This window comes from Bacillus sp. FG16, from assembly GCF_057809515.1.
The window spans coordinates 1-12,463 of the sequence record NZ_JBMDKC010000132.1; the positions used below are offsets into that span (position 1 = coordinate 1).

Annotated in this window: 13 protein-coding genes and 1 pseudogene; 4 read left to right on the plus strand and 10 right to left on the minus strand. The window is 34.5% G+C overall.

Annotated features, from left to right (window positions below):
• The first annotated feature begins 87 nt into the window (after positions 1-87).
• Positions 88-666: an exosporium protein ExsB gene (gene exsB / locus ACODS7_RS28670; RefSeq protein ID WP_016081958.1), complete on the plus strand. Its 579-nt coding sequence runs from the start codon at positions 88-90 to the stop codon at positions 664-666.
• Between the two features lie 44 nt (positions 667-710).
• Here the strand turns inward: exsB and ACODS7_RS28675 are convergent, their stop codons facing one another.
• From ACODS7_RS28675 to ACODS7_RS28700, 6 genes are all read right to left on the minus strand, one after another.
• Positions 711-1,322: a phosphoserine phosphatase 1 gene (locus ACODS7_RS28675; RefSeq protein ID WP_016081959.1), complete on the minus strand. Its 612-nt coding sequence runs from the start codon at positions 1,320-1,322 to the stop codon at positions 711-713.
• 13 nt (positions 1,323-1,335) lie between these two features.
• Entirely contained in the window at positions 1,336-1,881 is a 546-nt protein-coding gene (locus tag ACODS7_RS28680) for a short-chain dehydrogenase (RefSeq protein WP_016081960.1), read from the minus strand.
• Between the two features lie 73 nt (positions 1,882-1,954).
• A complete protein-coding gene (fosB, locus tag ACODS7_RS28685) occupies positions 1,955-2,410 on the minus strand; it encodes a FosBx1 family fosfomycin resistance bacillithiol transferase (RefSeq protein WP_224981020.1) in 456 nt (151 codons plus the stop codon).
• A 59-nt stretch (positions 2,411-2,469) separates the two neighbouring features.
• The gene (locus ACODS7_RS28690; RefSeq protein ID WP_016081962.1) at positions 2,470-4,131 is read right to left on the minus strand and encodes a peptide ABC transporter substrate-binding protein; all 1,662 of its coding nucleotides are present in this window, start codon (positions 4,129-4,131) and stop codon (positions 2,470-2,472) included.
• A 71-nt stretch (positions 4,132-4,202) separates the two neighbouring features.
• Positions 4,203-5,201 (minus strand): DUF2628 domain-containing protein, encoded by a 999-nt coding sequence (locus tag ACODS7_RS28695; protein WP_016081963.1) that lies wholly within the window; start codon positions 5,199-5,201, stop codon positions 4,203-4,205.
• Between the two features lie 25 nt (positions 5,202-5,226).
• Complete coding sequence (locus ACODS7_RS28700) at positions 5,227-5,679, minus strand: methylated-DNA--[protein]-cysteine S-methyltransferase (protein ID WP_016081964.1); 453 nt, start codon at positions 5,677-5,679, stop codon at positions 5,227-5,229.
• A gap of 133 nt (positions 5,680-5,812) precedes the next feature.
• On the opposite strand from ACODS7_RS28700, the gene namA reads away from it, so the two are divergent.
• Positions 5,813-6,850 (plus strand): NADPH dehydrogenase NamA, encoded by a 1,038-nt coding sequence (namA, locus tag ACODS7_RS28705; RefSeq protein ID WP_048565058.1) that lies wholly within the window; start codon positions 5,813-5,815, stop codon positions 6,848-6,850.
• Between the two features lie 29 nt (positions 6,851-6,879).
• Here namA and ACODS7_RS28710 read toward each other — a convergent pair whose 3' ends face one another.
• Positions 6,880-7,539 (minus strand): oxidoreductase, encoded by a 660-nt coding sequence (locus ACODS7_RS28710; RefSeq protein WP_001042736.1) that lies wholly within the window; start codon positions 7,537-7,539, stop codon positions 6,880-6,882.
• 78 nt (positions 7,540-7,617) lie between these two features.
• The gene (locus tag ACODS7_RS28715; RefSeq protein ID WP_000540932.1) at positions 7,618-7,767 is read right to left on the minus strand and encodes a hypothetical protein; all 150 of its coding nucleotides are present in this window, start codon (positions 7,765-7,767) and stop codon (positions 7,618-7,620) included.
• Positions 7,768-8,033: 266 nt separating this feature from the next.
• On the opposite strand from ACODS7_RS28715, the gene ACODS7_RS28720 reads away from it, so the two are divergent.
• Positions 8,034-8,984, plus strand: coding sequence for a metal ABC transporter substrate-binding protein (locus tag ACODS7_RS28720; protein ID WP_016081966.1), 951 nt, complete (start codon positions 8,034-8,036; stop codon positions 8,982-8,984).
• Between the two features lie 138 nt (positions 8,985-9,122).
• A complete protein-coding gene (locus tag ACODS7_RS28725) occupies positions 9,123-9,593 on the plus strand; it encodes a GNAT family N-acetyltransferase (RefSeq protein WP_016081967.1) in 471 nt (156 codons plus the stop codon).
• A 112-nt stretch (positions 9,594-9,705) separates the two neighbouring features.
• Here ACODS7_RS28725 and ACODS7_RS28730 read toward each other — a convergent pair whose 3' ends face one another.
• Both ACODS7_RS28730 and ACODS7_RS28735 read right to left on the minus strand, forming a co-directional pair.
• Positions 9,706-10,656, minus strand: coding sequence for a CobW family GTP-binding protein (locus ACODS7_RS28730; protein ID WP_088114081.1), 951 nt, complete (start codon positions 10,654-10,656; stop codon positions 9,706-9,708).
• 97 nt (positions 10,657-10,753) lie between these two features.
• Positions 10,754-12,224, minus strand: a pseudogene (locus ACODS7_RS28735) (RNA-guided endonuclease InsQ/TnpB family protein).
• Positions 12,225-12,463 lie beyond the last annotated feature (239 nt).

The window sequence follows — 12,463 nt, forward strand, 5'->3', positions numbered from 1 at the left end:
GCTTAACGAATTAAATGTCTCTGTTTCATGTGTCTATTTTCTTGACATAACACCATTTCAACTTAATACATGATAAGGAGGATTTCTATGAAACGTGATATTAGAAAAGCTGTTGAAGAAATCAAAAGTGCTGGGATGGAGGATTTCTTACACCAAGATCCAAGTACTTTTGAATGCGATGATGATAAATTCTCTCATCATAAATGTACTACAGACTGTAAATGTACTACAGGGCGTAAATGTCCAAGAACAAGATGTACTCGCGTGAAACATTGTACTTTCGTTACAAAATGTACGCATGTAAAAAAATGGACATTTGTTACGAAATGTACTCGTGTACGTGTTCAAAAATGGACGTTTGTTACGAAAGTGACACGTAGAAAAGAATGCGTTTTAGTTACAAAACGTACTCGCAGAAAACATTGCACTTTCGTTACAAAATGCATACGCTTTGAAAAGAAATTTTTCTGGACAAAACGAAGTTTCTGTAAAAAATGCGAATTCTTCCCTAACAGACACGGTCACTCTTGCGATGATTCATGGGATCATGGTAAAGACTGTCACGATGGCGGACACAAATGGGACGATTGCAAAGGCGGACATAAATTCCCATCTTGCAAAAATAAGAAATTCGATCACTTCTGGTATAAAAAACGTAACTGCTAGTTTTTATGCCACCAAAAAAGGCCGCCAAGCGGCCTTTTTTACATTCATTGAAAGTGACTTATGTCTGCAAATTGTTTCACTTTACCTTTACCATCTTCAAATTCTATTATGCTCAAACTGGCACTATGCATAAATGGATCATTCCATACATTTTCTATTTCAATTCCCGCAAAATACCCTACAAGTAATTTTGCTGCTGCCGCATGAGAAACAATCAATATATTTTGTCCTTTATGCTTTTCTAAAAGAAGCCTTATCCCTTCAATTACTCTTTCATAAACCGCCTCAAAATTTTCTCCTGATGTTGACTGAAAAAGATGTGGCTCATTCCAAAATAGATGTACTTCTTCTGGAAATTGCTTTTCTATATCCGCGATTGTTTGTCCTTCCCATATACCCATGTTGATTTCATAGAAATGCTCATCCGCTATAATGGGTATATCACGTTCCCCCTTTATTAACTCTGCCGTATGAAGTGTTCTTTCGCTCGGACTACTATAGATCGCATGGATTGGTAAATCTTTCATTCGATTCCCTAATTGTTTCGCCTGAACTATACCATTTTCAGTTAAAGCAGAATTTTTCCGTCCTTGCATTCGTTTCGCTACATTCCACTCTGTTTCACCATGCCTTGTTACATATATAGTTGTTTTCATTTCTTACTCCCCCTCACCATTTTGGTCGTAATTCCCACGGTTCAATTCTCCCTACAATCCACTCCGCTCGTTTACTTTCAATCCCTTTTATAACTCCATCAGCTATCTCTTCATGAGTAAGCCATCTTCCATATGTATCTTCTAAAATAAAACCTAGAATAATTCTACGATAACTACATCGCGTACTCCCTATTTTTTGTGCAGGCATACGTGATGCTTTACTACCTAAAATATGAAATAAACTATATGTTTTAGACGACAAATCTACTTCTTTACAAATATTTGATAGTGCATGCTTTGCACTTGTGTGTACCCATGCAACAACTAATGTGATCGGACCATTTTTCTCAATTGTACTTTTAATAGCTAGCTTTACATCTTCATCATTATGATAATCTAACGAAAGGCATGTAATATTTTCTGGTGCAGAACTCATTCGCTTAACATTTTCTAATTTCACTTCATCTCGCCCGATAATAGAAACATAAAATCCTTTCTCACAAAGCCACATAGAAACTTTCTTTAGCATTCCTGTTCCACCAATTACAAGTGCATGCAAATACTATCCCTCCCTAGTAAAATGAAACTTTAATCAGCGGGGGGGGGGGGGGTTGTTCATCCCCCACTGATTATTAGCCCTCACCAATTAGGGGCTTACTGCCCGTTAATGCGGAATAAAATGTCATATGAGGTTTCTCATCTCTATAATAATTTAAACGGTCTTGCAGTGTCCCTGAGTGAAACTCAAATTTATGACCGTCAGGATCAACAAAGTATATAGATTCACAATCTCTGATATCACGTTCTCTTCCTTGTAAAATATGAACATCATTTTCTTCTAATCGCTGTATTAAACATTCAAAGTCTTCTCGTTCAATAGAAAATGCTATGTGCGTATAGGATTGATGAATCTCATTTCTCGGAATATGCGCCTCTTCATTAAGCGCTATCCATACTCCACATATGTTAAAATAAGCTAATTTGCTTCCTTTAACTAATAATTCTCCTTCTAATACTTTTTCATAAAACATAATAGAATTTTCTAAATTAGATACCGAAAAACAAATATGATTGATTCCCCTTAACAACTATAATTCCTCCTTATACAAATAAAAGATGAGCGAAAATTCACTCATCTTTTATTATACTATTTTTTTGTAATATATGCCCATTTATAACTGAAGTCCCCACCAAACGTATGATTAGCAATACCTTTTACAAATGGCTTCTCTAAATAAGCTGTACTTTGTTGGTACGTAGGAGAAATTGCTGCGTCTTGACCAATTAAGATTTTTTCAGCTTCCGCAAGTGCATTCCAGCGTGCTTTATCATCTTTTAATAGCTCTCCTTTTGATTTCGCTACTAAATCATCATACTTCGGATTAGAATAATCCATTTCATTAAATGAGCTTCCAGTAACAAACATATCAATATAAGTCATTGGATCCGGATAATCAGGGCTCCATGCAGATAATGAGAATTCATATTGGAATTTCTTTTCTAAATCTAGCTTCTGCTTGTATGGTTGCTGTTTCAAATTCACTTTAATACCAGGCAAGTTTTTCTCTAGTTCTTCCTTAATAAAGTCGCCCACTTTTTTACGGCTACCGTTATCATCGTTTAGTAATTCAACCGTAATTGTATCTTGACCAAGCTCTTTCTTAGCTTCTTCCCATAATTTTTTTGCTTTCTCTGCATTATCTTTACTATCACGGAAATTTTTATTTACAGTACGGAAATCTTTTCCATCCGGACCTGTCGTGAATTTTTCAGGTACTAAGAAATATGCTGGCAATGAACCATCATTTAAAATAACATCAGCAATTCCTTTTTTATCATATGCTAGATCAATTGCTTCACGTACTTTTTGGTTTTTAAATGTTGCATTTTTTTGGTTAAAACGCAAGAAATACATACGTGGATCTAACTTCGTTTTAAATTCATCTGGCTTATTCTTTTTATATTTATCAACAAATTCAGAAGTTAAAATAACTCGATCTGCTTGATCACTATCATATAAATTTACTCCCGTGCTTGTTTCCTTCACAATACTTACATTAATTTCGTCTAACTTTACAGTATCTTTATCCCAATAATTAGGGTTTTTCTTCAATTGATAATTTTGTTCATGTTTCCATTGACTCATTGTAAATGGCCCATTATATACTAATTTATCTGCTTCTAATCCGTATTTATCTCCTTGCTCTTTCACATATTTTTCATTTAATGGGAAAAATGTAGGGAATGATGTAAGCTCAAGAAAATAAGGTGCTGGTTGCTCTAATTCTACTACCAACGTTTTATCATCCTTCGCTTTAACACCCAATTGATCTGATGGTAATTCTCCTTTATTTACTTTCTGTGCATTTTTCACATCAAATAAAATGAATGCATATTCTGCCGCTGTTGCTTTATCTAATGTACGTTGCCATGCATATACAAAATCTTGTGCTCGAACTGGATCACCATTTGACCATTTCGCATCACGCAATTCAAATGTATATGTCTTTTTATCTTCACTAATCTTCACATCTTTTGCCATGCCTGGTGTTGGTTTATTATCTTTATCTAGACGATATAAACCTTCCATTGCATTTACAAATACACGGAAAGATACAGAATCCGTTGATTTAGATGTATCCATTGAAGGAATTTCAGCTGTTTCTAGTAAATTTAAAACTTGTTTATCTGCCATTCCCTTATTCGATTCTTTCTTCGTTGTCGAAGCCTTCTCACCATTCCCACATCCTGCAACCAATACACTCGTCGTTAATGCAAGTGCAGCAATTGTTGTTGTCTTTCTCTTCATTCTTCCTTCCCCCAATCTATATGTATAAGTTAAATCCTATATAATATATTTTATTATACAAAAGATTCTGATTATTTTAAATATTTATTTTGACAAACATAAAAAAAGCGGTTAGAAATTTCCTTCCAACCGCTTTTTTGAATAGCATTTACTTGTAATCCATCCTCTATATCAAATGGATTTTGAACCTTAAATATTTCGTCCATCATCTTCAAAAACTCTTCTTCAGTTTTAGATTCACCATTAACCGTAAGTGAGTATGGTTCCACTTCACCCAATTTATAATCGACAACAAATTGAATCGCCACCTTTTGCCCTGGCACCTCGGCGTTATATCCTTGGAATTCTACTAATTCTAACCCTTCCGTTCCACGATAATATATCCAACCTGAATTTTGAAAATAATTTTCGAAAGATTCACCTATTGAAAAGAAAGGATATTCATAAAGCGAGCTTGTACGAACCTTTTGAATAACGTCTCGATCAGTCGGAAAAAAGAAATGACTAAAAAATATGCTAGCAACTGCTAAAATAGTAACAATTGTCGCTCCCATTTTGCTCGTTCCGCCACTATCATGAATGAGATAGTTTTCAACTGATTTATCTTTTATTTCTCTTGCTTTTATTCGGTATATACGTCTTTCCGCAAATTGATAGTATAATCCATTTGAAAAAATCCCCATTCCAAACAGAATAAAAATGAGTAATAAAAACGTAAGAGGCACCATATTAACGATTGGCAATGCTACATTAAATCCCATATAATACGAAAATGCATCACACGCTATTAATAACAACATAAATAAAGCAGCTGGTACATAATACTTACGATATCCTAGCCAGCCTATATTGAAAATAGTAGCCCAACCATTCCAGCTCCACCTAGCAATCCGCTTATTCTCAAGCTCCCATTTCCTTTTGTAATACGGATATTGTCTCCCTACATATACTTCTAGTTCTTTATCTATTAACGAGCTACCTTCATCTTGTTCATTATCCAAGTTTCGCTGACAACTTGCACAATTTAACTGTTCCTCCTCGCAAGGTTGCCCACAATTTATACATTTCAAAACAATCCCTCTTCCCATCCATTCGTCATTTCAAAATACCTTCGTGTTTTAATAACCACTCTTTCCTCCATAAACCACCGGCATATCCAACAAGCTTTCCACTCTTTCCTATTACACGATGACATGGAACGATTATTGAAATTGGATTCCGACTATTTGCCCCTCCTATTGCCCGTACAGCTTTTGTATTTCCAACCTTCTCTGCAATATCCAAATATGAAGCACTTACGCCGTATGGAATAGTATAAAGTGCATCCCACACATTTTTTTGAAATGCTGTCCCCTCAGCAGACAGCGAAACCGTAAACTCTTTTCTTTTCCCTTTAAAATATTCATCTAACTCATTTATACATTGTTCTATCATTTCATTTTTATTTTCTTCTTGTCGTTCATCAACAAATATAACAGACGTAATTCCTTCTTGATTCGCTGTAATTTCAAGCAAACCTACTTCGCTTTCATAATAAGCCTGGTACATATGTCATCCTCCAATTCGGTTCATATTAGTCATTGTAACACGAATAAACAAAATTTTTCGTATAAGCGTTTTATTAGAGAAACAAAAAAGAGAATGGTAAAATATAAGAAAATTCAATCAAGGAGGCTATTTGATGAATTCCAAGCTTTTTTCACCTTATACAATTAAGAACGTTACACTAAAAAATCGTATCGTTATGTCACCTATGTGTATGTATTCATCGGGGAATGAGGATGGTAGCGTTACGAATTTTCATCTCATTCATTATGGAACTCGCGCTGCTGGCCAAGTAGGTTTAGTTATGGTTGAAGCAACTGCGGTGTTAGCTGAAGGACGAATTTCTAACAAAGACTTAGGCATTTGGGATGACAACCTAATTGAAGGCTTACATAAAACGACTACTTTTATACATGATAACGGTGCGAAAGTTGCCATTCAACTCGCTCACGCCGGAAGAAAAGCTGAATTAGATACGAATGCTTTCGCTCCTTCTGCAATTCCTTTTAATGATACGATGAAAATACCAGTAGAAATGAATATACAGCAAATCAAAGAGACTATATTAGCTTTTCAGAAGGCCGCGTTACGTTCAAAACAAGCCGGATTTGATGTTATCGAACTACATGGTGCTCACGGTTACCTTATTAATGAATTCCTATCACCACTTACTAATAAACGAACGGATGAATACGGCGGCTCACCTGAAAACCGATATCGTTTCTTACGCGAAATCATCGACTCTGTAAATGAAGTTTGGGACGGACCAATATTCGTTCGTATTTCAGCAAATGATTATCATCCTGACGGGCTTACAGTTCAAGATTATGTTCAGTATACAAAGTGGATGAAAGAACAGGGAATAGATTTAATCGATTGTAGTTCTGGTGCAGTTGTACCAGCACATATTGATGTGTATCCTGGTTACCAAGTACAATACGCCAAACATATTAAAGAGCATACTAAGATTGCAACTGGTGCAGTCGGATTGATTACGACTGGGTCACAAGCAGAGCAAATTTTAAATAATAACGAAGCAGATTTAATTTTCATCGGACGTGAATTACTTCGCAATCCGTACTTCCCAAGAATAGCGGCCAATGAACTTGGCTTTGAATTGCAAGAACCTCACCAATATAAGCGAGCACCAGGAAAAATGCATACGAATAAATAAAACCGAGAAGTCATTCTTCTCGGTTTTATTTATTCTATCGTTGTAATTTCATTTGAATTATAAGTATGGATACCCGATTCTTCTCGCAGCGCGGTTATATACATCCCTTTCGCCACATCTTTAGCTGAAATTGGTTTATACTTTTTGAAAGCCCCTTTAAAAATAAAAGGAATAATACGAGATAACTTTTCAGCCATTCGTTCGCCGAAACGAAATTCTTGTCGGTTTCCTACTAATAATGATGGTCTAAAAATGTGAATACCACCGATCACTAACTTTTGCAATTCTTCTTCCATTTTTCCTTTCACTTGTGAATAAAAGAAAAATGATTTAGGATTCGCTCCCATAGAAGACACAACAAGGAAATTTTGCACCCCTTGTTTTTCAGCTAAACAAGCAGCTCGTAACGTATATTCATAATCTACTTTTTTAAAATTTGCTTTTGTTTTTGCTTTTTTTATTGTTGTTCCTAAGCAACTAAAAACATCATCCACAGCAAAGAACTCTTTATATTCCTCTAATACCGAAAAATCAACTTGTTTCTGCTGTAACTTCTCATGTTGCAATTGCATTGGCTCTCTTACAAAAATAGTAACCGAATCGTAGTAATCTGATTCAAGTAATAGACGCGTTATCTCTTGTCCAACTAAACCACTTGCACCAAGTATTAACGCTGTTCGCTTATTCATATATGCATATACCTCTTATTTTACTTTTCTCTCCTTCAGTAAAATACAACCTTTAGGAGTTTCCTGCTCTTATTTTACTCACTCTTTTTTCTCATCTCTCTCTTGTAATTTCGTTATTGTTGTAGCGTCCCCTAAATTACTTATTAATCTTCTTAAAAAAATTAATACGAAAGATAATGGCAATACTACCGCTAATATTAATAAAATAGCTTCCATTAAGTAACCCAAGCGCTCATCCCCCTCTTTAACCTCCTTTTCAATATATGAAAACAGCGTTGTCACATATGCATGCATTTGCAAAAATAATACACTTATATTTGACAACTTTATAACAAAAACAAATCGGAATGATTATTATTTATTGCAACTTTATTAAAGATGTATTATACTAAGTTCGCAAACTAAAACGTAATTATTCCGTTTTGTATTAAAATGATATTTTTCTTCTATAATTGGGGAAAATATATCCGTAAAAAAGAAAAGAGGAGAACTTCATGCCTAAAAGATTGACTATATTTTCATTCTTACTTATTTTTACCTTAATTTTCGCTGGCTGCTCAAATAAAAAAGAAAGTAATGCCAAGAAAGATGGAAAGCTAACAGTTTATACAACAATTTTCCCACTTGCTGATTTCGCAAAGAAAATCGGTGGCGACTATGTAAATGTTGAAGCAATTTACCCACCTGGTGCAGATTCACATACATTTGAACCAAGTCAAAAACAAACAGTACAAGTTGCAAAAGCCGATTTATTCGTTTATAACGGCGCTGAATTAGAACCATTTGCTGAAAAAATGGAAAAAACATTACAAAAAGAAAATGTTAAAATTGTAAATGCATCTCAAGGTATTGAGCTTCGTGCTTCTACTGAAGAAGAGCATCATGATCATGGAGATGGCCATAAAGAAGATGAACACCATCACGATAAAGACCCGCATATTTGGTTAGACCCTACTCTAGCAATGAAACAGGCAGAAAAAATTAAAAATGCACTTGTAGAATTACAACCTGAACATAAACAAGAATTCGAAAAAAACTTCGCAGCACTTCAAACTAAATTTACTGATTTAGACGATCAATTTAAGGCAGCTGTAGCGAACGCAAAAACGAAAGAAATTTTAGTTTCTCATGCTGCCTATGGTTACTGGGAACAACGATACGGCCTAAAACAAATTCCTATCGCTGGAATTTCAGCTTCTGATGAACCATCTCAAAAACAGCTTGCTGATATTACAAAAACAGTAAAAGAACATAATCTAAAATATATTTTATTCGAAACTTTCTCTACTCCAAAAGTAGCATCTGTTATTCAAAAAGAAACTGGTACAAAAGTTTTACGCTTAAATCACTTAGCTACTGTTTCTGAAGATGATGCAAAAAATAATAAAGATTACTTCACTTTAATGGAAGAAAACGTAAACACATTGAAAGAAGCAACAAACTAATCCATTATATTTTCTAGGCAGCTGAATCTAGTATTCAGCTGCCTTTTTATGTATTTATCCTTGACTTGACCAAAATAACAAGTAAAATTATCCATATTAGCTTTAAAGCTATATTAATTTAGAAGGTGAGTTGGAATTATGAATCTTCACATTTGTGAAGTAACAGCAAAAAATTGGCGTTCAGTAGTTGCCTTAGACGTCGCAAAAGATCAGCAACAATTTATTGAAAGTAATGCGTTTTCTTTAGCAGAATCATTATATGAAGGAAACGGAACGTCAGTAGGTTTATATGATGGAGAAACACTTGTAGGTTATGCAATGTATGGATGGTATTCAATAAAACATAAAAGCGTATGGCTCGATCGCTTTATGATTGACCAACAATATCAAGGGAAAGGATACGCAAAACGTTTCCTTCACTTACTCATTCAATTCTTACAAGAAAAATTTGAATGCAAAATAATTTACTTAAGTTTACATCCAGACAACAAACTTGCAATGGGACTTTATGAATCATTTGGTTTCCGATTAAATGGTGATATTGATGATGAAGGTCCAGTTGTAGGTGTTGTAATGGAGTTACTAATAGACGAAAATACAAGCCTGTGAAAACAGGCTTTTTATTATACATGTATCAATTTTTAGTTTCTTTCCCTTATTTAATTCTGTTTTGTAATCTAATAGAATGCTCATAAAAAATAAGCCTGCAATTTACGCAGACTTATTTCACACACTCTTCAAAATGTTCTTGGAACCACTCTTTATTAATATCTCTTCCGATGAAAACTACTTCACTTATACGCTTTTCGCCCTCTTGCCACTCTCTATCGTACGAAGCGGCAAATAACGTATGTACACCTTGGAAAACGATACGTTTATCTACTCCGTCTATCGATAAAATTCCTTTGTAACGATATAAATATTCTCCTAGCTCTTGAACGACAGCTGACATCCACTCATTAAGCTTTTGTAAATCCAGCGGACGTTCTTCACGTAATACAAATGATTTCACACCTTCTAAGTGGTTATGTTCTTTATGAGGGTAAATTTGCAACGTATCTTTCGTTTTAAACGTTTGGATTTGTAATAAAGATGGTATATCTACCTCACAGTTAGTCGCCTCAATTAACTTTGCAGTCGGGTTAATTCCTTGAATTTCATGCAAGAGATTTTCTTTCTCACTCTCTTCAATTAAGTCTAATTTATTTACTAAAACGACATCAGCAAACGCAATTTGCTCTTTTGCTTCTAATCCTTTTTCAAAATGTTTATGTATATGATAACTATCTACCACCGTTACAACACCATTAATTTGGTATGCAGATTGAATGACTGGATCTAAAAAGAATGTTTGAATAATCGGCCCTGGATTTGCAAGGCCAGTCGTTTCAATTACTAAACCATCAAAATCCATTTTTCCTTCCGCTTTTACGTCCAGTAACTGTTTTAAAGCAACGAGTAAATCTTCACGTACAGTACAGCATAAACAGCCATTTGTCATTTCCATAATTTCTTCTTCTACATTCATAATCAACTGATTATCAATGCCAATTTGCCCTATTTCATTTACAATCACCGCTAATTTCTTACCGTGATTTTCTGATAAAATACGATTTAATAAAGTCGTTTTCCCTGATCCAAGAAAACCAGTTAATATTGTTACTGGAATCATTTCGTACATCTCCTTCTAGCTATATGTTTCTACATTATAGCATATGAACACTCCCCCACTTAGCAAATCTTGAAGTGGGGGTTTCTAACGTTTCGACCTAACGGACGATTAACGTCAGGGGAGTTAACACATTAGCGAGCTGTTTCACGCCTAACCCCTCTATCCCATTTGTCCATGCATTTGGGATTACCTTTCGTAAAATGTTAGCCGCAGCATTTACATCTGCATTAATTAAAGTTTTATTTGCTGAACGATATATGCCGCGCTCTATTCGTTTTCCTGAAAAAGTTGTATTTTGGTCATTTTCTCCATACGTTGGAATGAAGTCGTTATCCAGAAAACTTGCTTTCGATGTATATGATTCTTCAGTTACAACAACTTGAATGCCTACAGCATTTGCTTTGTATGTAGTCATTTGAATCAATAAACTATGTGGGATATGACAAAACGTTTGGTTATTTCTTTTTCCCATATTCGTTTCTTGTTTCCAACTTTTGTTTTGACCAATAACAATTTTACAAACTTCTTCTTCTTGAGCTAGTTTTACGATATGGTGACTAACTTTATGGAAGACGTCTTTTATTTTCAAGTAACGTTTTTGATGAAGTTTTTCTATCCTTTTAGAAGTAAAAGGCCCTTCATTCGTTTGTTTTCCATTTCTAAGAACGCTTGTAAAATGACTCTTCATTTTGTTGTAATATTGATTTATGCTTTTGACATGTTTGCCCTTAACAAGGACAGGTTTCATACCTGTGTTTGTTACGATGGTTGCAAGGTTATCAATCCCTAAATCAATACTCATATAACGAGCATTCTCTTCAATCATTTGTTGTTCAGAAGGAACATCAATTACCAATTCCACTACATATTCATTGTATTTTGGAATCACACGAACTTGTTTCAGTTTACCCTCAGTGAAACCTAGTTTCCCAATATTTAATTGCAATTTCGTCTTTGGAAACTTTAAAAATCTATCGTTTTTAATGATGCAATCTTGGTTTGTATACAGAATCTCTTTTTCAGAAGAACGAATATACTTTGGAATTCTAGGCGGTCCAGCATATTTGTTTGGATTCTTTTTATAGTCTTTTAAACTAGCAAAAAAAAGATTCCCAATTTTGGAACAAACCTTTCATGATTGACTGGCTACATTGCGTAGGCAAAGCTCGATAATCATTTTGAATCATAGCCTTAAATAGTGCATCTAGAAAGTTGTAATCTACATAAGGTTTTTCAAAATTAGGTTCTGAAAACAAATTACATGTAATCTCTTTCTGTTCTTCTTTAGGCTTTAATTTCTCTTTTTCCAATTTCTTCTGATAGGCAAGACGTTGTGTGTCATTCATCTTACCAATATTTTTATGAATATGATCCAGAACTTCTTTTTGCAAAGGCTGCAACTCTTTTTCTTGCGTTAATCCAGTGTACACCTGGCGTATATAAAAGTTTGTGGTGTTGTACATGTTCTTAGCGTTATGACAACATTCTTGAAAATAAGAATACATACGATGCCCTTTTTTAATCCAGATTTGAAGAGTTTTATAGTTTGATGGATTTTCCTTTGTCATTTTATTCACCTCCTGTTAAGGATATTATAGCAAAAATGGAACATACGTTTCTGTTTTTACTTGAAAATAAAATATTTCTTTCGATTCACCTCACCACCTTCATTTACGTTTAGAGGTGGGAGTCCTCTCGAAAGGCATGATAGAAAAAATCGTTTTTATAGCAAAACATATTTATTGTATGTACACCCCATGCCCATCAACTTAAGCCTTTTTACTACCCCCAAGTACAAAAAAACGTT